24 protein-coding genes are annotated in these 22,833 nt (G+C 60.4%); 11 read left to right on the top strand and 13 right to left on the bottom strand.

Annotated features, from left to right (window positions below):
- Window positions 1-25: 25 nt before the first annotated feature.
- Both ompR and J3D60_RS22670 read left to right on the top strand, forming a co-directional pair.
- On the top strand, window positions 26-766 hold the full coding sequence (gene ompR, locus J3D60_RS22665) for a two-component system response regulator OmpR (protein ID WP_015373500.1): 741 nt from the start codon (window positions 26-28) through the stop codon (window positions 764-766).
- Between the two features lie 116 nt (window positions 767-882).
- The gene (locus J3D60_RS22670) at window positions 883-2,196 is read left to right on the top strand and encodes an ATP-binding protein (RefSeq protein WP_115487864.1); all 1,314 of its coding nucleotides are present in this window, start codon (window positions 883-885) and stop codon (window positions 2,194-2,196) included.
- 98 nt (window positions 2,197-2,294) lie between these two features.
- On the opposite strand, the gene rimK is transcribed toward J3D60_RS22670, so the two are convergent.
- Genes rimK through J3D60_RS22685 form a run of 3 tightly spaced genes read right to left on the bottom strand, consistent with a single transcriptional unit; the run spans window position 2,295 to window position 4,472 of the window.
- A complete protein-coding gene (rimK, locus tag J3D60_RS22675; RefSeq protein WP_003171022.1) occupies window positions 2,295-3,200 on the bottom strand; it encodes a 30S ribosomal protein S6--L-glutamate ligase in 906 nt (301 codons plus the stop codon).
- Window positions 3,197-3,646: an ATP-dependent zinc protease gene (locus J3D60_RS22680; protein ID WP_169899741.1), complete on the bottom strand. Its 450-nt coding sequence runs from the start codon at window positions 3,644-3,646 to the stop codon at window positions 3,197-3,199. Before J3D60_RS22680 ends, rimK begins: the two co-directional genes overlap by 4 nt.
- Before the next feature lie 46 nt (window positions 3,647-3,692).
- The gene (locus J3D60_RS22685; RefSeq protein ID WP_027605150.1) at window positions 3,693-4,472 is read right to left on the bottom strand and encodes an EAL domain-containing protein; all 780 of its coding nucleotides are present in this window, start codon (window positions 4,470-4,472) and stop codon (window positions 3,693-3,695) included.
- A 116-nt stretch (window positions 4,473-4,588) separates the two neighbouring features.
- Between J3D60_RS22685 and J3D60_RS22690 the strand changes: the two genes are divergently transcribed.
- Window positions 4,589-4,996 carry an RNA-binding S4 domain-containing protein gene (locus J3D60_RS22690; RefSeq protein WP_027605149.1) on the top strand — a complete coding sequence of 136 codons (408 nt, stop codon included), beginning with the start codon at window positions 4,589-4,591 and terminating at the stop codon, window positions 4,994-4,996.
- Between the two features lie 42 nt (window positions 4,997-5,038).
- On the opposite strand, the gene J3D60_RS22695 is transcribed toward J3D60_RS22690, so the two are convergent.
- Window positions 5,039-5,842 carry a phosphatase PAP2 family protein gene (locus J3D60_RS22695; protein WP_253492880.1) on the bottom strand — a complete coding sequence of 268 codons (804 nt, stop codon included), beginning with the start codon at window positions 5,840-5,842 and terminating at the stop codon, window positions 5,039-5,041.
- A gap of 126 nt (window positions 5,843-5,968) precedes the next feature.
- On the opposite strand from J3D60_RS22695, the gene hslO reads away from it, so the two are divergent.
- Together hslO and J3D60_RS22705 are read left to right on the top strand one after the other, a co-directional pair.
- Window positions 5,969-6,871 (top strand): Hsp33 family molecular chaperone HslO, encoded by a 903-nt coding sequence (hslO, locus tag J3D60_RS22700; RefSeq protein ID WP_065941106.1) that lies wholly within the window; start codon window positions 5,969-5,971, stop codon window positions 6,869-6,871.
- Window positions 6,872-7,050: 179 nt separating this feature from the next.
- Window positions 7,051-8,592 carry a phosphoenolpyruvate carboxykinase gene (locus J3D60_RS22705; RefSeq protein WP_065941107.1) on the top strand — a complete coding sequence of 514 codons (1,542 nt, stop codon included), beginning with the start codon at window positions 7,051-7,053 and terminating at the stop codon, window positions 8,590-8,592.
- 127 nt (window positions 8,593-8,719) lie between these two features.
- On the opposite strand, the gene J3D60_RS22710 is transcribed toward J3D60_RS22705, so the two are convergent.
- From J3D60_RS22710 to J3D60_RS22720, 3 genes are all read right to left on the bottom strand, one after another.
- Window positions 8,720-9,076, bottom strand: a complete 357-nt coding sequence (locus tag J3D60_RS22710; protein WP_027605145.1) for a DUF1493 family protein — start codon at window positions 9,074-9,076, stop codon at window positions 8,720-8,722.
- A gap of 711 nt (window positions 9,077-9,787) precedes the next feature.
- The gene (locus J3D60_RS22715) at window positions 9,788-10,387 is read right to left on the bottom strand and encodes a putative adenosine monophosphate-protein transferase Fic (RefSeq protein ID WP_253492881.1); all 600 of its coding nucleotides are present in this window, start codon (window positions 10,385-10,387) and stop codon (window positions 9,788-9,790) included.
- Window positions 10,387-10,557, bottom strand: coding sequence for a YhfG family protein (locus tag J3D60_RS22720; protein ID WP_003236014.1), 171 nt, complete (start codon window positions 10,555-10,557; stop codon window positions 10,387-10,389). The genes J3D60_RS22715 and J3D60_RS22720 overlap by 1 nt, the downstream gene beginning before the upstream one ends.
- Before the next feature lie 176 nt (window positions 10,558-10,733).
- On the opposite strand from J3D60_RS22720, the gene J3D60_RS22725 reads away from it, so the two are divergent.
- The 3 genes from J3D60_RS22725 to J3D60_RS22735 all read left to right on the top strand — a co-directional run bounded on the left by J3D60_RS22725 (window position 10,734) and on the right by J3D60_RS22735 (window position 14,588).
- Window positions 10,734-11,909: a tetratricopeptide repeat protein gene (locus J3D60_RS22725; RefSeq protein WP_253492882.1), complete on the top strand. Its 1,176-nt coding sequence runs from the start codon at window positions 10,734-10,736 to the stop codon at window positions 11,907-11,909.
- Window positions 11,910-12,195: 286 nt separating this feature from the next.
- Window positions 12,196-14,133 (top strand): ATP-dependent DNA helicase RecQ, encoded by a 1,938-nt coding sequence (locus J3D60_RS22730; protein WP_253492883.1) that lies wholly within the window; start codon window positions 12,196-12,198, stop codon window positions 14,131-14,133.
- A gap of 23 nt (window positions 14,134-14,156) precedes the next feature.
- Window positions 14,157-14,588, top strand: a complete 432-nt coding sequence (locus J3D60_RS22735) for a thioesterase family protein (RefSeq protein WP_065925806.1) — start codon at window positions 14,157-14,159, stop codon at window positions 14,586-14,588.
- Window positions 14,589-14,671: 83 nt separating this feature from the next.
- Here J3D60_RS22735 and J3D60_RS22740 read toward each other — a convergent pair whose 3' ends face one another.
- The 4 genes from J3D60_RS22740 to J3D60_RS22755 form a co-directional block, all read right to left on the bottom strand.
- Window positions 14,672-15,145, bottom strand: coding sequence for a glycine zipper domain-containing protein (locus J3D60_RS22740; protein WP_027605140.1), 474 nt, complete (start codon window positions 15,143-15,145; stop codon window positions 14,672-14,674).
- A 205-nt stretch (window positions 15,146-15,350) separates the two neighbouring features.
- Entirely contained in the window at window positions 15,351-17,699 is a 2,349-nt protein-coding gene (locus J3D60_RS22745; RefSeq protein WP_253492885.1) for an FdhF/YdeP family oxidoreductase, read from the bottom strand.
- The gene (fdhD, locus tag J3D60_RS22750; RefSeq protein ID WP_253492888.1) at window positions 17,696-18,535 is read right to left on the bottom strand and encodes a formate dehydrogenase accessory sulfurtransferase FdhD; all 840 of its coding nucleotides are present in this window, start codon (window positions 18,533-18,535) and stop codon (window positions 17,696-17,698) included. Before fdhD ends, J3D60_RS22745 begins: the two co-directional genes overlap by 4 nt.
- A gap of 97 nt (window positions 18,536-18,632) precedes the next feature.
- The gene (locus J3D60_RS22755; protein ID WP_048725293.1) at window positions 18,633-19,520 is read right to left on the bottom strand and encodes a LysR family transcriptional regulator; all 888 of its coding nucleotides are present in this window, start codon (window positions 19,518-19,520) and stop codon (window positions 18,633-18,635) included.
- A gap of 132 nt (window positions 19,521-19,652) precedes the next feature.
- Between J3D60_RS22755 and lysM the strand changes: the two genes are divergently transcribed.
- Window positions 19,653-20,093 carry a peptidoglycan-binding protein LysM gene (lysM, locus tag J3D60_RS22760; RefSeq protein ID WP_065941115.1) on the top strand — a complete coding sequence of 147 codons (441 nt, stop codon included), beginning with the start codon at window positions 19,653-19,655 and terminating at the stop codon, window positions 20,091-20,093.
- A 46-nt stretch (window positions 20,094-20,139) separates the two neighbouring features.
- Here lysM and yrfG read toward each other — a convergent pair whose 3' ends face one another.
- Window positions 20,140-20,802: a GMP/IMP nucleotidase gene (gene yrfG / locus J3D60_RS22765; RefSeq protein ID WP_253492891.1), complete on the bottom strand. Its 663-nt coding sequence runs from the start codon at window positions 20,800-20,802 to the stop codon at window positions 20,140-20,142.
- Between the two features lie 87 nt (window positions 20,803-20,889).
- On the opposite strand from yrfG, the gene nudE reads away from it, so the two are divergent.
- Both nudE and cysQ read left to right on the top strand, forming a co-directional pair.
- Window positions 20,890-21,456, top strand: a complete 567-nt coding sequence (gene nudE, locus J3D60_RS22770) for an ADP compounds hydrolase NudE (RefSeq protein WP_065941117.1) — start codon at window positions 20,890-20,892, stop codon at window positions 21,454-21,456.
- Window positions 21,453-22,289: a 3'(2'),5'-bisphosphate nucleotidase CysQ gene (gene cysQ / locus J3D60_RS22775; RefSeq protein WP_027605133.1), complete on the top strand. Its 837-nt coding sequence runs from the start codon at window positions 21,453-21,455 to the stop codon at window positions 22,287-22,289. The genes nudE and cysQ overlap by 4 nt, the downstream gene beginning before the upstream one ends.
- A gap of 66 nt (window positions 22,290-22,355) precedes the next feature.
- On the opposite strand, the gene J3D60_RS22780 is transcribed toward cysQ, so the two are convergent.
- Window positions 22,356-22,811, bottom strand: coding sequence for a YiiD C-terminal domain-containing protein (locus J3D60_RS22780; RefSeq protein WP_253492894.1), 456 nt, complete (start codon window positions 22,809-22,811; stop codon window positions 22,356-22,358).
- Between the last annotated feature and the right edge of the window lie 22 nt (window positions 22,812-22,833).

Genomic DNA, 22,833 nt, shown 5'->3' on the forward strand with positions numbered 1-22,833 from the left:
CGCGCCGAGATAAGAGGAGCATCCAATGAGCAGCACTGCACAAACTGCTGAAGGCGAAAAAATTCTCATCGTTGATGACGATCCGGGGCTGAGCAGCCTACTGGAGCGTTTCTTCAACTCCAAGGGCTATCGTGCCCGCGCGGTGCCGAACACCGAGCAGATGGACCGTCTCCTGGGGCGTGAAGTATTCAACCTGGTCGTACTCGACCTGATGCTGCCCGGCGAAGACGGCCTCACCGCCTGCAAGCGCCTGCGCGGCGCGAACAACCAGATTCCAATCATCATGCTGACCGCCAAGGGCGATGAGCTGAGCCGCATCAAGGGCCTCGAGCTGGGCGCCGATGACTACCTGGCCAAACCCTTCAACCCAGACGAGTTGATGGCGCGGGTCAAAGCCGTGTTGCGTCGTCAGGCACCGCCGGTACCGGGCGCGCCGGGCAGCGAAGACGAAAGCGTTACCTTTGGCGACTACGAACTGTCGCTGGCAACCCGCGAGCTCAAGCGTGGCGACGAAGTGCACATGCTCACCACCGGTGAGTTCGCCGTGCTCAAGGCCCTGGTGATGAACGCGCGTCAGCCGCTGACCCGCGACAAACTGATGAACCTGGCACGCGGTCGCGAATGGGACGCCCTGGAGCGCTCCATCGACGTGCAGATTTCCCGTCTGCGCCGGATGATCGAGCCGGACCCGTCCAAACCTCGGTATATCCAGACGGTATGGGGTGTGGGCTATGTGTTTGTGCCGGATGGCACCGCAACCAAGTGACCGATGATTTGCAGGGCGGGCATCCTGGCGCTTGACTCCATGAGGGTCGACGGGATGCCCGGCGTCTGCAATTCTGCGAGCGCCGCTCGTTCCTGCAAGGTGTCCAGCTGTCTTCTATGAAAACCCCTCTGTGGTTCCCGCAAAGTTTCTTCTCCCGCACCCTTTGGCTGGTGCTGATCGTCGTGCTGTTTTCCAAGGCGCTGACACTGGTTTATCTGCTGATGAACGAAGACGTGCTGGTGGACCGGCAGTACAGCCACGGTGTCGCCCTGACGCTGCGTGGTTACTGGGCCGTAGACCCTGAGAACCGCGAAAAGGTAGCCAAGGCCTCGACGTTGACCCGCGTTGACGGGGCTGGTGTACCCGAGGGTGAGCAGCATTGGCCCTACAGCGAGATCTACCAGCGCCAGATGCAGGCCGAGCTGGGCGAGGACACCGAGGTGCGCTTGCGCATGCATGTTTCACCTGCACTGTGGGTGAGGGCGCCGAGCCTTGGCGATGCCTGGATCAAGGTTCCGCTGTATCCGCACCCTTTGCGGGGGCAGAAGATCTGGAACGTGTTGGGTTGGTTCCTGGCCATCGGCTTGCTTTCCACCGCGTCCGCGTGGATTTTCGTTCGCCAGCTTAACCAACCGCTTAAGCGCCTGGTGTTTGCCGCCCGCCAATTGGGCCAGGGGCGCAGCGTGCGCCTGCCGGTCAGCGATACGCCCAGTGAAATGACCGAGGTGTATGGCGCCTTCAACCAGATGGCGGAGGATGTCGAACAGGCCGGGCGCGAGCGCGAGCTGATGCTGGCGGGGGTGTCCCATGACTTGCGCACGCCCTTGACGCGATTGCGCCTGTCCCTGGAGCTGATGGGCAACCATAGCGACCTCACCGACGACATGGTTCGCGACATCGAAGACATGGACGCGATTCTCGACCAGTTCCTGGCGTTTATCCGCGATGGTCGTGACGAGGTGGTGGAGGAAGTCGATCTTACGGACCTGGTGCGTGAGGTTGTCGCGCCCTACAACCAGAATGGCGAGCAAGTGCGCATGCGCCTTGAACCGATCCAGCCGTTTGCGTTGCGTCGGGTCTCGATGAAGCGCCTGCTGAACAATCTGATAGGCAACGCTTTGCACCATGCCGGTTCGGATGTGGAAGTGGCTGCGTATGTGTCTGGCGACAGTGCTGCGCCGTACGTAGTGCTGAGTGTGATGGACCGGGGGGCGGGCATCGATCCGGACGAACTGGAGGGTATCTTCAACCCCTTCACCCGTGGCGACCGTGCCCGGGGTGGCAAGGGGACCGGTCTGGGGCTGGCGATCGTGCGGCGGATTGCGTCGATGCACGGCGGCAATGTCGAGTTGCGTAACCGCGAAGACGGTGGTCTTGAGGCGCGGGTACGTTTGCCGCTTGGGCTTATGCTGCCAAGGGACGCGGTCTAGAAACAGCTGCAAGTTTCAAGCTTGAAGCCGCAAGAGAAAGGCAGACAGCTTTCGCCCTTTCTCTTGCAGCTTATAGCTTGAAGCTGACAGCCGCGTCTCTAGCCCTTGCCCTTGGTCCTGGTCATATTCGGCCCACCATTTTTCTCCAGATGCTGGATGATGATCCCCGCCACATCCTTCCCGGTGGTGGTCTCGATCCCTTCCAGGCCCGGCGACGAGTTCACCTCCATCACCAGTGGCCCATGGTTGGAGCGCAGGATGTCCACACCCGCCACGGCCAGCCCCATGACCTTGGCCGCTCGCAACGCGGTCATGCGTTCTTCCGGGGTGATCTTGATCAGGCTGGCGCTGCCGCCGCGGTGCAGGTTGGAGCGGAACTCTCCGGGCTTGGCCTGGCGCTTCATGGCCGCGATCACCTTGTCGCCCACCACGAAGCAGCGGATATCCGCGCCACCGGCTTCCTTGATGTACTCCTGGACCATGATGTTCTGCTTGAGGCCCATGAACGCCTCGATCACGGATTCCGCTGCGGTCGCGGTTTCACACAGCACCACACCGATGCCCTGGGTGCCTTCCAGCACCTTGATCACCAGCGGCGCGCCGTTGACCATTTCGATCAGGTCGGGAATGTCGTCGGGGGAGTGGGCAAAGCCGGTGACCGGCAGGCCGATGCCCCGCCGCGAGAGCAGTTGCAACGAGCGTAATTTGTCCCGCGAGCGTGCAATGGCCACGGATTCATTGAGGGGGAAGACCCCCATCATTTCGAACTGGCGCAACACGGCGCAGCCATAGAACGTCACCGAGGCGCCAATCCGCGGGATCACCGCATCAAACCCCTCCAGCGGTTTGCCGCGGTAATGGATCTGCGGCTTGTGGCTGGCAATGTTCATATAGGCACGCAACGTGTCGATCACCACCATTTCATGGCCACGTTCGGTGCCGGCCTCGACCAGGCGGCGGGTGGAATACAGACGCGGGTTTCGCGACAGCACAGCAATCTTCATGCAGCACCTGGGGCAGAAATAGTAGAGACCGGGAACACCGGCTTGTCTTGAACGTACTTGACGCCGGGATTGACCACCAGGTGGCCGTCAATCAGCGCCTTGGAACCCAGCAACAGGCGGTAACGCATGGCTTTGCGGCAGGCCAGGGTGAACTCCACCCGCCATACCCGATCACCCAGTGCCAGGGTGGTGCTGATCACGTAGCGCACCTGCGCATGGCCATTGGAGCTCTTGATGGTTTTCATCGTCACCAGGGGCGCTTCGCAGCGGCGATGACGCAGTTGCACAACGCTGCCCAGGTGCGCGGTAAAGCGCACCCACTTCTCACCGTCGCGCTCAAAAGGCTCGATGTCGGTGGCATGCAGGCTGGAGGTGCTGGCACCGGTGTCGATCTTGGCACGCAGGCCTGCCACTCCCAAGTCGGGAAGTGCCACCCACTCACGCAGACCTACAACGGTCAAATGGTCAAATGTCTTCAATATGGGTAACCGGTCAATTCGCCCAGGCCTGAGGAGAAACCTCGGCCAGGGCTTTGAATGCGGGCCTGGCGAACCAGTAGCCTTGCATCAGAAATATTCCGCAGTCAGACAGAAAGTCGCGCTCGCCGGCACTTTCGATGCCTTCGGCGATGACAGTAACGTTCAACTGCTCACAGATTGTGACAATCCCCTGGACGATCACCTGGCGGACACGATCCTGGTCGACATCGCGGATCAGCGCCATGTCGAGTTTGATCAAGTCAGGTTGGAAATCGGCCAGCAGATTCAGCCCCGAATAGCCCGCGCCGAAGTCGTCGATGGCGGTCTTGAAGCCGAACTCGCGGTATTCACGCAGAATATTCGTCAAATGGCGATAGTTATCTACATGCTCGCTTTCCAGTGTTTCGAAAATCAGTTGGTTCAGCGGGAAGTTGTGCGCGCGAGCCGCCTCGAGGGTGCTGCGGATGCACAGCTCCGGACGGTACACAGCGTTGGGCATGAAGTTGATGGAAAGGTGGGTTTGCATCCCCAGGGCCGCAGCACCGGCGATCGCCTGGGTGCGGCAGCGCTGGTCGAAGCGGTAGCGGTTGCTGTCATTGACCTTTTCCAGCACCGACATCGCCCCTTCGCCCTGTGTACCGCGCACCAAGGCTTCGTGGGCAAAAATCGAATGGTCCCGAAGGTCCACGATAGGCTGGTAGGCGAAAGCAAACTCGAAACCCAGGGGTTCGCTTTGCTGGCAGCCTGCGCAACGCTGTTCAGGCGAGGTGAGTGAAGTGGGAAAGTCGGTCACGGCGTATCCTCGCGAAAACAGGGTGCTACCTGGCGTATCTTAGGTGAGCCTTGAGGTTTATGCGTCGAAGGGTTTCAACGTTACAGTTGCGACATTTGTCAGAGCGAGGAATTCAAGTGGCTCAAAAGCAGGAAGAGGAAGAAAAGGTCCGTCTGGACAAGTGGCTTTGGGCGGCGCGTTTCTTTAAGACACGTGCCTTGGCCAAGGCCGCGATTGAGAGCGGCAAGGTGCATCATCGAGGCGAGCGCTGTAAGCCGGGCAAAGAGCCACGTGTCGGTGATGAGCTGCAGATTCGGATAGGTTTTGACGAAAAGACCGTCGTGGTTCAGGCACTTTCCATCGTGCGCCGTGGCGCCCCCGAAGCACAGGCGCTGTACACCGAAACCGAAGCCAGCATTGCCAGGCGCGAAAATGCGGCTGCCCTGCGCAAGGCGGGCGCCACGGGGATGACCACCGATGGCAAGCCGAGCAAGAAGCAGCGCCGCGACCTGTTCAAGTTTCGCGGCAGTGGCAATGATGACTGATTGCGCAGCGGCCCATTCAAGTGTGGGAGGGGGCTTGCAGCGTTAAGGGGATGTACGCACGACGCTCAATCCACTGATCACTGGCAGCTTGCCAAGTAACCTGAAGATCGGCGTCGTCACGTGTAACAAAGCGGCCGACACCTTCGCTGCAAACGGCGTGTAATAACCCCAGCCCAACGCCAACAGTGCCAGCAGCACCCCGCCGATATAATCGTCCTGCCCCCAATGCGCGCCCGCTACCAGCCGCGGCATCATGAACAACAGCGCCAGGCCCCAGATCACCAGCACCTGGCCGATACGTCTGGCGAACACGCTCATGAACATTGCCCAGATCAGCAACACCGAGGCGTGATCCCCCGGAAAGCTTTGGCTTGAGCGGTCCTTCAGCTCCCAGGTCTTCTCCAGCCCCGGGAAATAGTCACTCATCTGGATCGCCCCGGCGATGACCATCGACGGGCTGCTGTGTTGCCAACCCATCTGCGCCGCGAGTTTGGAAAACAGCATGCGGATAAACAGCAAGAGCAACAAAATACCGACAAAACCTAACAGGGCCTGGCGTACCTGCGCGGCTTTGAACACCCAGTCGCCGCGAATCAGCAGCATCAGCAGGATCACCCCGACCACCGCATCAAACGGCCGCAGACTGGCCACGGCCCACACGTGCAGCCATGTCGCGCTGCTCGCCAGCGGGTCGTTGAGAAGGTGAAACAGCCACTCGTCGAAAATCACACAGAGCATCTGCCCCGTGGGCCACAGCCAAAAACACAGCAGCCCGATAGCGAGTAGATTGCACAGAGCCCATCGCCGGAGGTTCCACTTGGCTTGGAACAAACCCGGATTGTTCATAAACTGTCCCTCTTCGCTTTATATAAGCTCTCTGTTTCCAGGAGAAAGCCGCACCAAGATGGTGCTAAAGCGTTTAATTTTATAAACCTTGTAACCAATTTGTCATCAATTCAGATACCCAGACCTATGACTGATCTACCGGATACCGACTTCACCCAACGCTTCATCTTCGACGAGAGCGACGCCCGCGGCGAAATGGTTTCGTTGGAGCGCAGCTACGCCGAAGTCCTCGCCAAGCACCCCTATCCGGAGCCGGTCGCACAACTGCTCGGTGAGCTGATGGCCGCTGCTGCGTTGCTGGTGGGCACCATGAAGTTCGACGGTTTGCTGATCCTGCAAGCCCGTTCCGAAGGGCCGATTCCGCTGTTGATGATCGAGTGCTCCAGCGAGCGCGAAATCCGTGGCCTGGCCCGTTATGAAGCCGACCAGATTGCCGCGGACGCCAGCCTGGCCGAGCTGATGCCCAACGGCGTCCTGGCGCTCACCGTCGACCCTACCTCAGGCCAGCGTTACCAGGGCATCGTCGACCTCGACGGCAAAACGCTGTCGGAATGCTTCACCAACTATTTCGTGATGTCCCAGCAAGTGGGCACCAAGTTCTGGCTTAACGCCGACGGCAAGCGCGCCCGTGGCATGTTGCTGCAACAACTGCCGGCCGACCGTATCAAGGACGACGAAGATCGCGCTGAAAGCTGGCGGCACTGCATTGCCTTGGCCGATACCCTGAAAGCCGAAGAACTGCTGGGCCTGGACAACGAAACCATCCTGCACCGCCTGTACCACGAAGACCCCGTGCGCCTGTTCGACGCGCAGACCTTGCACTTCCACTGCAGCTGCTCCCGCGAGCGTTCGGGTAACGCCCTGGTCAGCCTGGGCCTGGAAGATGCGCAGAACCTGGTGGTGGAACACGGTGGCAATATCGAGATCGACTGCCAGTTCTGCAACGAGCGCTACCTGTTTGACGCTGCCGATGTAGCGCAATTGTTCGCCGGCGCAGGTATCGACACGCCTTCCGACACCCGCCACTAAAACGTTTAAGCACAGGTAAATCACCTGTCAAATGCCGGATTAGAGGCGTTCTGACGGGAGGGCCCTACTCTTTTTGGGCTTTTCTGGCATAATCCGGCCCACTTTTTTCGCGGTAGTAGTGCGCAACTTTCTACTACAAAACGTTTGGAGCACTCGGCCACAGGCCGACGGGGAACCTCATGACGCAAGCCAATAACGCCGTATACACCGATCTGAGTGTTGACGATCTGGTCAAAGAAGCCCTGCAGCGCGGTGAAGGCGTGCTTGCCGATACCGGCGCGCTGGTCGTGGAAACCGGTCACCGTACCGGCCGTTCGCCAGTCGACCGTTTCATCGTTGAAGAGCCTTCCACCCAGGATTCCATCGCCTGGGGCCCGATCAACCGCAAGTTCCCGGCCGACAAGTTCGATGCCCTGTGGGCCCGCGTCGAGGCGTTCAACAACGCGCAAGAGCATTTCGTTTCCCACGTTCACGTAGGGGCTTCCGAAGACCACTACCTGGCTGTGAAAATGACCACCCAGACTGCCTGGCAGAACCTGTTCGGTCGTTGCCTGTTCATCAACCCGGCCCAGTACAACCCGGCCGGTCGTGACGAGTGGCAAGTGCTCAACGTGGCCAACTTCGAGTGCGTGCCTGAGCGTGACGGCACCAACTCCGACGGTTGCGTGATCCTCAACTTCGCCCAGAAAAAAGTGCTGATCGCCGGCATGCGCTACGCCGGTGAAATGAAGAAAGCCATGTTCTCGGTGCAGAACTACCTGCTGCCGGCTTCCGACGTACTGCCGATGCACTGCGCCGCCAACATTGGCGAAGCAGGCGACGTGACCCTGTTCTTCGGTCTGTCGGGCACCGGCAAGACCACCCTGTCCGCCGACGAAAGCCGCTACCTGATCGGTGACGACGAACACGGCTGGGGCGAAGGCGTGGTGTTCAACATCGAAGGCGGTTGCTATGCCAAGTGCATCGACCTGTCCGAGAAGAACGAGCCGGTTATCTGGAAAGCCATCAAGCACGGCGCCGTGCTGGAAAACGTCGTCATCGACGAGGCCAAGCACGCCGACTACGCCGATGTCAGCCTGACCCAGAACAGCCGCGCCGCCTACCCGCTGGAGCACGTTGCCAAGCGTTCCGAGAAGAACCTGGGCGGCGAGCCAAACGCGGTGATCTTCCTGACCTGCGACCTGACCGGCGTACTGCCGCCCGTGTCTATCCTCAGCGAAGAACAAGCGGCCTACCACTTCCTGTCCGGCTACACCGCACTGGTGGGCTCGACCGAAATGGGTTCCGGCAGCGGCATCAAGTCGACCTTCTCCACCTGCTTCGGCGCACCCTTCTTCCCACGCCCGGCCGGCGAATACGCAGAGCTGCTGATCAAGCGCATCCGCGGCTTCGGCTCCAAGGTGTACCTGGTCAACACCGGCTGGACCGGCGGCGGCTACGGCGTTGGCAAGCGCTTCAACATCCCGACCACGCGCGGCGTGATCGCGGCGATCCAGAGCGGCGCGTTGATCGGTGCTGAAACCGAACACCTCGACACCATCAACCTCGACGTGCCATTGGCTGTACCGGGCGTTGAGACCGGCCTGTTGAACCCACGTAACACCTGGGCTGATAAGGCTGCTTACGATGAAGCGGCGAAGGCCCTGGCTGGTCTGTTCATCGAGAACTTCAAGAAGTTTGAAGTGAGCGAAGCGATCAAGGCTGCGGGTCCGAAGTTGTAAGATTCGCAAGCTGTTAAAAAGCCGTCCCTAGCGGGCGGCTTTTTTGTGCGCGAAGGGTTAGTCGACGATAGGCAGAATCATTGCCCCTCCACCTTTGACTTGCGGTGTGCCTGGAGCTGATCTTCGTTCAGCTCAGGTTTTCCAGCGTCTGGGTGTCCCAGCTGTGGGTCTTGATGGCCAGGTAGAGCATGCCGATGGTCAGCGGGACCTTGTCGCCATGCCCCTTGCCCCGACGCTTGAGGAACACGTCAAAGACCGGTGGGTTGAAGTAACGATAAGTGTCGTAGTCGCCGAGGTCGAGGGCGAACTCCTGCTCCAGCGCTTCCATGAGTTGCTTGGCTTCACTGCCGTCACAGCCCAGGTCGAAATTGAGTGAGGTTTGCAGGCGGATGGTCTTGTGTTTCGGCAGGCCGATTTCTTCGTGCAGCAGTTGCAGGAGTTGCTGCATCACGGGGTCTTCGGGGAAGTTGGGGGCGAGGTTCATGGTGGGGGCACGCAGGAGTGGATGAAGGGGCTGGTTGCGTTGGAGGCGGTATTTGTTTCGAGTGATGAAGAGCGCCAAGCCTATCAAGAATACAAAGACAGGTAGGAGGGGCATTCTGAGGATCACCGCTACGTAGGGTAGTAGGAACGTCAAAATAAGGCCTGTTGTAAGAAATGTGACTGCGAAGTGCTTTCTGAGCATTGGGTCTGTGATTTGGTAGTGCAGCACCAAATAGATAATGAGAAAGGAAGCGGATTGAAGGTAAAGGGCCATGTCACTAAGACTCGTCCGAGTAGACATGCATTGAGAGTGTTGACCGCGCCACCGTTTTTGCTTCAAGCAGGCATAGATTGGCCAAAGCATGCCGATTGTCAGGCACAACAGTGAAGCGAGTCACTGTGAAGATGACGCCATAGTGGCCGATGTGTTGAGCCCTTTCGATGTTCACAGGTTTCTGCCGAGAAAGTTGAGACCGCGCTATTTTCATTCAGCTACGGGTAACTTCTATAGAGGGTCAAGCGGGTGTTTGGAGCAATTTGGGAAGGGGATGTCGCGGTGTTTGGAGGTTTCCTACAACGGTTTCCGGCATTTGTGGCTTGGCAGTGCTTGTAGGAGCGAGCGTGCTCGCGAAAAACTCAAGGACGCCGTGTTTTTTCTGGTCCATCGCCTCGCCGTTGATCAGATCATTTCCACGCAGAGCGCGAGGAGCGATCACTGCCCTGCAGGCCTGCTGACACACCGCTCAAAAATCGCCTCCAACCCCCGATAATCACACGCCACCGCATCAATATTCGCCGGTATCCATGCCGCGTGTTTCACCAGCCACCAGTTCACTGAAAACCCCGCGTTGACGATGATCTGTTCGAACAAAATCCGCTGCGCCCGGCCGTTGCCCTCGCGGAAGGGGTGGATGACGTTGAGGTCGCCATAGGCTTGGGCAATCCTGCTTATCAACTCGGTTTGGCTGGCACCGACAAACCAGTTTGCCTCTTCCATCTGCCGGATGATCTTCGCGGCTTCCGGGGGGATGCGCTCCGGGGTGCAGAACAAGGTGTCGCCTTTCTGGATGTTCACGCTGCGCAACTCACCGGCCCAGTCGTAGATGTCACCGAACAGCGTGCGGTGGATGTGTTGCAGGCGGTCGAGGTCGTAGGGCGGGGGGAAGAGCGGGAGGCTGCCTACGGCGATTTCGGATAATTCCCGCTCGGCCTGGTGCAGGCGGGCGTCGTCGAGCAAATCGAGGCGGTTGCGCAGGACGCTGCTACCGGGATAGCAGTACGGATCCTGGCCCACCCCGTATTTGTCGAGCATCAGCGTGGGGTGTTGCGGTACTTGGCAAGGACGGCTTCGCGGGTCGGCAGGGGTTTGTCGACGTCGGCCGGCTGGGTGTCGAACCCTTCCAGGCGCAGGCTGGCCAGGTAATTGGAACGGCGGATCTTGTGGTAATGATCCTGTTTTTGCTCAAACGTCAGTTCGCTCATCGCAGCGTACTCCTGGGTAGCAAGGTTTGATTGTAGCGCAATGCTTCAATGGGCAGGCGGGATAAAAACCACGTCACATTTTGTATAAAAAGTCCGCCGACACCCGGAATTCAGCGTATGTTTCACCGCAAAATCTTGCAGGGCGATTTCCGCCCGCGACTTAAAGGGAGTTAGGCATGGGTTTGCTTCGTGTTGCTTCGGCGATGTCATTGTGTGCGGTGGCTTTTTCGGTCCAGGCCGGGCAGTTGCCGATCGAAGTGCTCAGTGCGGTGGTCAAGGACCAGAAAATCGCCGATGCCGAAGTGCTGCTGCAACGTAACGGCGCACAGAACGTGGTGGGCCGCACCGACGCCCAGGGCCAAGTGACGCTGACCAGTGAGGCTGCCGATGATGGGAGCAACCTGCTGATCATCAAGAAGCCTGGTTACTCCAACCTGGTGGTGAAGTGCCCCTGCGCGGGCATGACCTACGCCATCAGCCCGGTGATGGAAAACCTCGATGGCCTGCGCGTGGTGCTGACCTGGGGCAAGACGCCGAGTGACCTCGATTCCCACATGATTTTCCCCGGCAATAACATCTACTTCGAAAACCAGAAGGGTACCGATGCCGAGTTGGATGTGGATGACACCGACAGCTACGGCCCGGAAACCATCACCCTGCAGAAAAAACACTACGGCGAAAGCTACGTTTATGCCGTGCATGACTACAGCAATGGCGGCAACCCAGGCTCGCGCCAGTTATCCGACAGCGAAGCCAAGGTGTTCGTGTACATGGGCCAATCGCTGGTGCGTACCTACTACGTGCCCAAGAACCGCAGCGGCAACCTGTGGACGGTGTTCCGCATGACCGGCAGCGGCGACTTCCAGGACATCAATACCTTCAGTGGTGTGACCGTGAATGCGGCGAATGTGCTGAACGAAGTCAAACCGCTGCTGGATGACAGCGTGGCGGTCACCGCCGTCACCGTCAGCTCTTCCGTACAAACCGATGCGAAGCGTCTGAACCTGCAGGGTGAAGCGGCCTACCAGGCCGGCAAGCTGGACCAGGCGATCGACCTGTTCCGTCAGGCTATCGAGCTGGACAATGGCTTCGGCAAGGCCTACGGCAACCTCGGCCTGGCGTATCAGAAAGCCGGCAACACTGCCGAGTCGATCTGGGCCAATCGCAAGGCTATCGCCCTCGCCACCGGTGCCAATGCTGCAACCGTACGTGCAGGTGCCTATTACAACATTGCGCGGATCTACGAAGCGGCGGGGCAGTTCCCGGATGCATTGCGTCACTACCAGTTGGCCAAGGAGCAGAAGGCCAACCCGGTGTATGACACGGCGATTGAGCGGGTGCAGAACCGCTGATTCAGCTGTAGCGCAGGTCTGAAAATGTGGGAGGGGGTTTGCTCCCGATAGCAGGGGGTCAGTCAGTTATTGGTAACTGATCCATTGCCATCGGGGGCAAGCCCCCTCCCACATTTGGATCTGTGTCTTTCCTGCAACCTCCTCAGTTTATTCCCGATTCGGCCCTAGGCCGTCCCCCACCCTGTGTATCATCCTGTCTCTTTTTTCCATGCGACCTTTCTCGATTCGCTGAACGTGCTGGGCTACGTTTTTAAGCCACCTTCAGCGGTCAATGGAGTGACAGCCTATGCACGACACCCTCCAGCAGGTCTTTGGTTATCCACAGTTTCGTCCGGGCCAGGAAGAAACGGTCAGCGCCGTACTGGCCGGTCGTTCGGCTGCGGCCATTTTCCCTACGGGGTCGGGCAAGTCCCTGTGTTATCAGCTGTCGGCGGTGTTGCTGCCGCACCTGACGCTGGTGGTGTCGCCGTTGTTGGCGTTGATGCAGGACCAGTTGGGCTTCCTGCAACGCCACGGTATTTCGGCGGGCAGTATCGATTCGGCGCAAAGCCGCGAGGACGCCAATGACGTGATGGCCCGCGCGCGTTCCGGCGAGCTGAAAATCCTGATGATTTCCGTGGAGCGCTTGAAGAACGAGCGTTTTCGCCACTTCCTGCAAAGTGTGCAGATCTCGCTGCTGGTGGTGGATGAGGCGCACTGTATTTCCGAGTGGGGCCACAACTTCCGCCCGGATTATTTGAAGCTGCCGGACTACCAGCGCCAGTTCAAGATCCCACAAGCGCTGCTGCTGACGGCTACGGCCACGCCCAAGGTGATTGCCGACATGCAGGCCAAGTTCGCCATTGCGCCGGACGACGTGGTCACCACGGGCTTCTACCGGCCCAACCTCAACCTGTTGGTGGAGCCGGTCGCCGGTGCGGACAAGCGTCGTCGCCTGGTGCAGTGGATGAGCGAGCGGGCCAACCAGCCCAGCATCGTCTACGTCACCTTGCAGAAAACCGCCGAGCAGATTGCCGAGCACCTGAACCGCAACGGTATCCAGGCCGAGGCGTATCACGCCGGCTTGCCCCACGACAGGCGTGAAGGCATCCAGCAGCGCTTCATGGGCGGGCGCTCCAATTGCATCGTCGCTACCATCGCGTTTGGCATGGGCATCGACAAGAGCGATATCCGCAATGTCGTGCATTTTGACCTGCCCAAATCCATCGAGAACTACAGCCAGGAAATCGGCCGCGCGGGGCGTGATGGGCAGCCCTCGGACTGCCTGGTGCTGGCCAACCGCGACAGCCTCAATGTGCTGGAAAACTTCGTGTATGGCGATACGCCCGAGCAGGACGGTATTCGGCGGGTGCTGGAAGAGTTGCAGGCAGCGCGCAGTGAAGGGCAGTGGGAGTTCCTGCTGAGGTCGCTGTCGGACCACAGCAACATCCGCGAACTGCCACTGAAGACACTGCTGGTGCAATTGGAGCTCAAGGGCGTGATCGCGCCGCGCTACGCGTTTTATGCCGAATACCGATTCAAGTACCTGGTCGAGCCCGAGGCCCTGCTGGCGCGTTTTTCCGGCGAGCGCCAGCAGTTTGTCGCGGCGATCATCCAGGTGTGCAAGCGCGCGAAAACCTGGGCGACCGTGGATTTCGACGCGCTTTACCAGCAACACAATGCCGAACGCGGCCGGGTGGTGAAGGCCCTGGATTACTTCCAGGAGCAAGGCCTGATCGAGTTGGAAAGCAAGCAGATGACGGAGGTCTACAGCCTGCTGGATACCGAGTTTGATCCACAGGTGTTGAGCGCCGAGTTATACACAGGCTTCAAGCAGCACGAGGTGACGGAGGTGGCACGGATCCACGCCATGCTCGATCTGTTCGCCACCGAACATTGCCTGGGGCAGCGCCTGGCGCGTTACTTTGGTGATGAAAATGCACCGCAGCGCTGCGGGCACTGCTCTGTGTGCCACGGCCATGTCGCGCATTTGCCGGCGCCGCCGAGCCTGCCGCCGCTTGTGGATAAAAACTTCATGGGGCTGTGCGGTGATTTTATCCACAGGCATCATGAGCACACCGGCCAACTGCCGGGCGCTGAGCGGCTGACACGGTTCCTGGGGGGTATCAGCGTGCCGCTGTTTACCAAGCTGAAGGCGCGGGGCATTCCCGGTTTCGCAGCGCTGGAAGACTACCCCTACGCCGACGTGCGTGAGTGGGCCCAGGCCCATTTGAATGCCCTGTAATCCTACTTTCATGAGACGTGCCCATGCCTGACTCAATGCCGCAACGCGCCGATTACCGTCACTTCCAGCCGATCATCACGCGTTGGCACGACAACGATGTGTACGGCCATGTGAACAATGTCACCTACTACAGCTTCTTCGACACAGCGGTGAATACCTACCTGATCGAACAGGGTGGGTTGGATATTCATGACGGTGAGGTGGTGGGGTTTGTGGTGAGTTCGGCGTGCGATTACTTCGCATCGATTGCCTTTCCCGATCGCCTGGACATCGGCCTGCGGGTGGGCAAGCTGGGCAACAGCTCCGTGCAGTACGAGTTGGCGGTATTCAAGGCCGGCGAAGAGGAGGCCTGTGCGGCGGGGCGCTTTGTGCATGTGTTCGTGGATCGGGGGACGAACCAGCCGGTGACGATTCCGGGGATGTTGCGCGAGGCGTTGCAGCGGTTGGTGGTCTGACTTCGGCGTTGCAGGCACCACGGAACCCAATGTGGGAGGGGGCAAGCCCCCTCCCACATTGGTTTTGCAGTGTTCTTTCGCGCTTAGCGGTGACGGTAGTGATGCTTGTTCTTGCGATGCCCGTAGGCGTGGCCGCGGCCGCGATGGTCGTCGCGGTCATAACGGCGGCTATCACGACTACGACGATCATCGTCATCGCTCTTGTTGCCCATGTAGTTGCCCAGCGCACCACCCGCGCCACCGCCGGCCGCTGAACCGATCAGTGCCCCGGTGCTGCCGCCGACACTGCGGCCCACCACGTTGCCGCCGGCTGCGCCCAGTGCGCCGCCAATGGCTGCTTCGCCGCGGCTGCGCTTGTCTGCGCCGACCGCACTACCGCCTGCGCCGCCCAGGGCCGCGCCGATGGTCGAACCGGTGTTGCCGCCCAACTGCTGGCCGACAACCGAGCCTAGAACCCCGCCCAATGCGCCGCCCACACCGGCTTCGGTGGTGCCACCGGCCATGGCTGCGCCACTGACCAGGCCAAGGGACAACAAGAGAATCGAGGAGAACTTCATAGAGAGACCTCAAGAGGATGACGGCGCGATCCTGAGGCTGTATTGACATGGTTACAATAGAAATCCGACCAGTAACACGAGTTGTACACAATTCTCTAAGTTGCTGTTTTAGCTGGGGAACTTAAGTAGTTTTTGCGAGTCTTTAGCTACTTCGGAACGGCCGCTTTTATGCAAAAGCGGCCTTTTTTGTGCCCGAAATGATCAGTCAGGCCGAACGCGCCATGATCAGCCTATTGTCACTGGCAGCTTCCAAACGTATCGCCACGAACTTCGACGTCGGTGTATGGCTGCCATCCCCGGTGCTCTCCAGCGGCACCAACGGGTTCACTTCCGGGTAGTAAGCCGCAGCCTGCCCCGCCGGAATATCAAACGCCAGCAAGGTGAAGCCCTTCACCCGACGCTCGCGGCCGTCTTCCCATAACGACACGATGTCGGCTTTCTGTCCCGGCTTGAAGCCCAGGCGGATGATGTCGGCTTCGTTGACGAACAGCACGTCACGCTGGCCTTTGACCCCGCGATAGCGGTCGTCCAGGCCATAAATGGTGGTGTTGTACTGATCGTGGGAGCGCATCGATTGCATGATCAGGTCCGGCACGTGGCCCGTGGCGTGGGTGCGCTCGTGGATCAGGTCCTTGGGCAGGATGTTCGGGCGGAAGTTGGCACGGCCCGAAGGCGTGTTCCAGCGCCGAGCACCGGCGGAGTTGCCCAGGTAGAAACCACCGGGGTGTTTCAGGCGTTCGTTGAAGTCCTTGAAGCCTGGGATGGTATCGGCGATCAGGTCGCGGATGCGGCTGTAGTCGGCCACCAACCAGTTCCAGTCCACCGGTTTGCTGCCCAGGGTTGCGGCGGCGATGCCGGCGAGGATGGCCGGTTCCGATTTCATCAACTTCGACAGCGGCTGCAGTTGGCCGTTGGAGTCGTGGACCATGCTGAACGAGTCTTCCACCGTCACCGCTTGCGGGCCTTCGGCCTGGATGTCGATGTCGGTGCGGCCCAGGCACGGCAGGATCAGCGCGTCCTTGCCGTGCATCAGGTGGCTGCGGTTGAGCTTGGTGCTGATCTGCACGGTCAGGTCGCAATTGCGCAGTGCTTCAAAGGTGCGCGGGCTGTCCGGCGTGGCTTGGGCGAAGTTGCCACCCAGGCCGATAAACACCTTGGAGCGACCTTCAAGCATGGCGTGGATCGCTTCCACCACGTTGTGCCCGTTGGTGCGCGGCACCTGGAACTGGAAGCGTCGCTCCAGGGCGTCGAGGAACGCCACCGGTGGGCGTTCGTTGATGCCCATGGTGCGGTCGCCCTGCACGTTGCTGTGGCCACGCACCGGGCACAGACCGGCGCCGGGGCGGCCGATGTTGCCGCGCAGCAGCATCAGGTTGGCGATTTCCTGGATGGTCGGCACCGAGTGGCGGTGCTGGGTGATACCCATTGCCCAGCACATGATCACGTTCTTGCCCTTGGCGTACATGCGCGCCGCTTGCTCGATCTCGACCAGGGTCAGGCCGGACTGTTCGACGATTTCATCCCACGAGGTATCGTCGATCTGGCCCAGGTAATCCAGCACGTTGGCGGTGTGTTCATTGAGAAAGTCGTGATCGAACACGGCTTCCTTGCCTTCGGCCTGAGCCTGGCGCTCCCATAGCAGCAGGAACTTGGCCATGCCGCGCAGGATCGCCATGTCGCCACCCAGGGCCGGGCGGAAGTATGCGGTGTTGGTCGGCTTGTCGCCGTTGGTGAGCATTTCCAGCGGATGCTGCGGATGCTGGAAGCGCTCCAGGCCGCGCTCCTTGAGCGGGTTGATGCACACCACCTGGGCACCTCGTTTGACCGCTTCCCGCAGCGGTTCGAGCATGCGCGGGTGGTTGGTGCCGGGGTTCTGGCCCCAGACGAAAATCGCATCGGCATGTTCGAAGTCATCAAAAGTCACGGTACCTTTGCCGACGCCCACGCTCTGGGCCAGGGCCACGCCGCTGGCCTCGTGGCACATGTTCGAGCAGTCCGGGAAGTTGTTGGTGCCGTAGGCGCGCACAAACAGCTGGTACAGGTACGCCGCTTCGTTACTGGCACGGCCCGAGGTGTAGAACTCTGCCATGTTCGGGCTGGGCAGGGCGTTGAGGTGCTTGCCGACCAGGTCGAAGGCCGCTTCCCAACTGATGGGGGTATAGCGGTCGGTTTCAGCGTCGTAGCGCATCGGCTCGGTCAGGCGGCCCTGGTACTCGAGCCAATAGTCGCTTTGCTCCAGCAGCGCGGTGACGCTGTGCTTGGCGAAAAACGCTGCGTCAACACGGCGCTTGGTGGCTTCCCAGTTGACCGCCTTGGCGCCGTTTTCGCAGAACTTGACCATGCCGCTTTCCGGCGAGTCGCCCCAGGCGCAGCCGGGACAGTCGAAGCCGCCGTTCTGGTTGGTCTTGAGCATCATGCGCAGGTTTTTCAGCGCGTTGTCGCTGGTCAACCAGGCCTGTGCCACGCTGATCAGCGCGCCCCAGCCGCCAGCCGGGCCCTTGTAAGGCTTGTAGCGCGGGGTTGGGGTTTGGTCGGCTTGATGATGATTGCTCACGGCTGGTTCTCCATCGCAGGGCTGTAGACCCGCGGCGCACTTTTCTGCGGCAGGTGGATGAGATTGAGGTGATGCCGGCGAGCCCATTGAAGGGCCAGGCCGGTGGGCGACGACAGGCTGACCAGGGTCTGGATGCCCGCGCGCAGGACTTTCTGGATCAATTCGAGGCTGCAACGGCTGGTGACAATCGCCAGCCCGCCGTCGGTCGGGACCCGTTGGCGGATCAGCGCACCGATCAGCTTGTCGAGGGCGTTGTGCCGGCCGATGTCTTCACGACCCATCAGCAATTCGCCCTGGTTATTCATGAACACGGCCGCATGCACAGCGCCGCTGTACTGGCCCAAAGGCTGGAACGCACTGATGCGCTGGCGCAGCCCGTCGAGCCATTCGGCAGGCGGCAAGGGCGCGCCGGGCAGCACTTGAAGGTCCGGCAGCGCCTGCTCCAGCGCTTCCACTCCGCACAGGCCGCAGCCGCTGGTGCCTGCCAGCTGGCGGCGCTGCTGCTTGAGGTTCCAGAACGCACGGCTGGAGATCTGCACCTGAGCGTATTGGGCCGAACCCGAACCGCTGAGTTTCAGATCATAAATATCGCTGACGTCGGCGATAATGCCGCTGCCGATGCTGAACCCGACAATAAAGTCTTCCAGGTCCGTGGGCGTGACCAGCATCACCGCCTGGCTGATGTCGTTATAGGCAATCGCCAACGCCACTTCTTCCGCCAAGGCGGTGCTCGCGACCTCAGTGCGCTCAAGGTTGCAAAACTGGTAGCTCTGGCTGGCGACGGGCGCGGACGTTTCCGAAGCAGGCGCCGCGCAGACTGGGCGCTTGGCGTTCATGGGGCAGTACCACCGGCGGATTGATCAGTGTTTAGACTAGGCGCGACAAAGCGTCGCGTCTAATTGCCAGTACTGATCTACCGATAGATGACGTCGATCAAGACTCTGTTTGCGATTTCTGAAACAGCGCGAAACACGCCTCTGCCAATGCCGAACGCGGCGCGCTGCGCCGCATGATCAGGCCCAGGCGCGCCAGGGTGTGGGCGTCTTCGATGGGTTGCAGGCGCAAATGTTCGGTGAGGGCGTCCAGGCCGCCGTCCAACGGCATGACGGCGCAGCACAGTCCGCCATGCACAGCTTGTAACAACTGATGGACGGCGTCGGTTTGTAACAGCGGCTGCGGGTGCAGGCCCCGGCTGTGGAAGTTGTGGTCGATGGACTGACGGAAGTGCATGCCACTGGTGAGCATGCCCAGGGGCAGTTCGATCAATGCCTCCCAGCTCAGCGGCTTGTCGCCAAAACTGAAATAGCGCTGGTCGTAGAGCAGGCCCATGCGGGTTTCGCCGAGGGCCAGGGAATCGAAGCGCTCGTTGTCCAGGCGGTCGAGGTAGGACACGCCCAGGTCCAGGCGATTGCTCGCCAACTGTTCGAGGATCTGCTCGGAGCTGAGGGCCGAAAGCTCAAAGCGCAGGCTCGGATGCTCCTTGTGCAGTTGTTGCATCAACGCCAGCGGATCAAAGCTCGACAACGGCACCACGCCCAGGCGCAACGTACCCACCAGGTTGCCACGGCAGGCGGCGGCTTCGGCCTGCAAGCCGTCATAGGCCGCCAGCACCGTGCGTGCCCAGGCCAGCACGCGCTCGCCGGGGGCGGTGAACCCTTCGAAACGCTGGCCGCGATTGACCAGCGGCAAGTCCAGCTCTTCTTCAAGGCTGCGCAGGCGCATCGACAGGGTTGGCTGGGTGATGTGGCAACGCGCCGCGGCCTGGCCGAAGTGACGGGTCTCGTCGAGGGCGATGAGGAATTTCAGCTGCTTGATGTCCATCTTCGCTCCAGGGCTTATTCCAATGGCGGGGGGATTCTAGCGCGTTTGCGTCTTTGGTCGGGCTGGAACCTAAGTCTGCCGGACTGGTCTAGTCTTGGGCATCTGGAAATCAACTACCAAGGAGAGCGCACTATGAGCATTTTCAGCTTTATCAAAGACGCCGGCGAAAAGATTGTCGACCTGTTGACGCCGGGTAATGCCAACGCGAGTGAGCAGTTGAAGGAACACGTAGCGAAGGTGGGTCTGGGGAATCCGAATGTACAGACCACGGTGGATGGCGACAAAGTGACCGTGACCGGTGAAGTCGCCACCCAGGAAGAGAAAGAGAAGATTCTGCTGGCGCTGGGTAACATTCAAGGCGTGGCCAGTGTGGATGACCAGATCACCGTAACCGGTCCGGCAGTGGCCGCCGCCCGTTTCGTCGTGGTGAAAAAGGGTGACACCCTCAGCGCGATTTCCCTGACGGTGTACGGCAACGCCAACCTGTACAACAAGATCTTCGAGGCCAACAAGCCGCTGTTGTCCCATCCAGACAAGATTTACCCAGGGCAGACGCTGCGTATTCCTGAGTAATACACGGGCGAAAAGGTGGGAGGGGGCTTGCTCCCTCCCACAGGGTTCAGAGCCCGACAATGAGATCGCGGTAGTCACCGACTGCTGCAAACTCAGCCGTGTCCTTTGGCCCCTTTTTGCTGTCCGGTTCTTTCACCGCCAGCAAATGCCCCACGCCAAACGCCTGGGCACTGCGCAGGATCGGCAGGGTGTCGTCGATAAACAGGCTGCGAGCCGGATCGAACTGGATGTCAGCCTGCAAGGCATCCCAGAACTGTGGGTTTTCCTTGGCGAAGCCGTAGTCGTGGGAGCTGATCAATCGCTCGAAATACGGCGCCAGTTCAATGCGCTCCAATTTCAACGACAGCGAATCACGATGGGCGTTGGTGATCAGGATCACGCGCTTGCCTGCCCGTTTGATCGCCGCCAGGAAGGTATCGGCATCCGCGCGCAGGGCGATCAGGTCGGCGGTTTCCAGCTTGAGCTCACGCACCGGGATGTTCAGTTCCGCACTCCAGAAATCCAGGCAATACCATTGCAACTGTCCGGCGTTACGCTCGAACAGAGGCTGCAACTCCATCTCGGCCATGGCTCGGCTCACCCCGTGCAGTTCGGCGTAACGCTGGGGCAGGTGTTCCATCCAGAAATGGTTGTCGTAATGCAGGTCGAGCAGGGTGCCGTCCATGTCCAGCAGGACGGTGTCGATGGCGTGCCAGGGCAAAGAGGGCATGGTGCGGTCTCATGTAAGTAAAGATATCCGACACAGACAATCGGAAAAGCCACGGTATAGTAACCCGATCACGCCAAGGAGCCGCTTATGCGCCAGAAACCCACCGTCCTCGCCCGCGAAATAGTCGCCAGTAGCCGTTTGTTCCGCGTGGAGGAAGTGCAACTGCGCTTTTCCAATGGCGTTGAACGGACCTACGAGCGCCTGGTGGGCCGCGGTGCCGGCTACGGCGCAGTGATGATCGTGGCGATGATCGACGAAGATCATGCGTTGCTGGTTGAGGAGTACTGCGGCGGCACCGATGAGTATGAGCTGTCGTTGCCCAAGGGCCTGATCGAACCCGGCGAAGACGTGCTGGCGGCGGCAGACCGTGAACTCAAGGAAGAAGCCGGCTACGGCGCACGGCAGTTGGAACACATTACCGAGCTGTCGTTGTCCCCTGGCTACATGAGCCAGAAAATCCAGGTGGTGCTCGCCACCCAACTCTATGAAGAACGCCTGGAAGGCGATGAGCCCGAGCCGATGCGTGTGGACCGGGTCAACCTGCGCGAGCTGTCGCAGCTTGCGCAAAACGAGCAATTCAGCGAAGGCCGCGCCCTGGCGGCGTTGTACCTGGTACGAGATTTGTTGATTCAGCGTGGAGCGTTTACCCCATGAGCGAACTGTTTTTAGGCCACCCGTTTATCGCCCCTGTGATCGAGTTGGCCCGCCAGGCGGGTGAAGTGATCCTGCCGTACTGGCGCGCCGATGTGGCGGTGACCTCCAAGGCCGATGATTCGCCGGTCACGGCGGCCGACCTGGCCGCTCACCATCTGATTCTCGCGGGCCTAACCGCATTGGACCCGAGCATCCCGGTGCTGTCCGAAGAAGACGCCGACATTGACCAAAGCGTACGTGCCGGCTGGCAGCGCTGGTGGCTGGTGGACCCGCTGGATGGCACCAAGGAATTTATCGCCGGCAGCGAAGAATTCACCGTCAATATTGCCCTGGTCGAACAGGGCCGCGTGGTGTTCGGCGTGGTGTCCATGCCCACCAGTGGCCGTTGCTACTTCGGTGGTGCCGGCCTGGGGGCGTGGCGTTCCGACGTGAACGAAGCGCCCAGGCAGATCCAGGTGCGCGAGGCGCCGGCAGTGGGTGAGGCGTTTACCGTGGTCGCCAGCCGCCGGCATACCAGCCCCGAGCAAGAGCGTCTGCTGGACGGTTTGAGCGAAGGGTTGGGTGAGTTGAAGCTGGCGAATATCGGCAGTTCGTTGAAGTTCTGCCTGTTGGCCGAGGGCAGTGCGGATTGCTACCCGCGCCTGGCGCCGACTTCGCAGTGGGATACGGCGGCGGCGCAGGGTGTATTGGAAGGAGCGGGCGGCGAGGTGCTGGAGTTGAGTGGCGAGCCGTTCAGCTATCCGGCGCGGGCGTCGTTGCTGAATCCGTTTTTCCTGGCGTTGCCGGCGAAGGCGGCGTGGCGTGAGCGCTTGCTGACCTTGGCCCGCTCTTAATACCTCAGCCGATCTGAATGTGGGAGGGAGCAAGCCCCCCTCCCATATTTTTTTGTGTATTGGCTTCTAGCGGTGCAAGACGTATTGGCCGGTGAACGTAACGGCCCGCTCTTCACTGCCCTCATTCACGATCCAGGTGTCCAACGCCAGCCGCGCCCGGCCATAGCGCCTGTAGGTCGCCAAAAAGCGTTTCCACACCTTCTCCTCCGGCGCCGCGCAAATGGCGGTCGCGTCTTGCGTCACCGGCAGCGGATAACTGATCTGCCCTTCCTGAATCACGATATGCCCGTCTTCAATCCCTTCCTCGCGCAGTTGCAGGTGCATCCAGCCCCAACCCGCCAGCACCGCTCCGCAGTAGAGGCTGCCGCCGAACATGGTGCTCTTGTGATTGATATTGGCGTGCAGGGGCAGGTGCAGCCGCAGTTGCCCGTCTTGCCAGTCGAGTACCCTGAGGCCCATTTCGCGGGTCAGGGGGATGTCGTGGTGGAGGATGGATTCCAGGTAACGGCTGTCGCGGCTCATGGCGGCCTCTTGGTGGGTGGGC

The sequence above is a fragment of the Pseudomonas sp. S3E17 genome (genome assembly GCF_024168685.1).
In the GTDB taxonomy this organism is placed as follows: Bacteria; Pseudomonadota; Gammaproteobacteria; order Pseudomonadales; family Pseudomonadaceae; genus Aquipseudomonas; species Aquipseudomonas marginalis.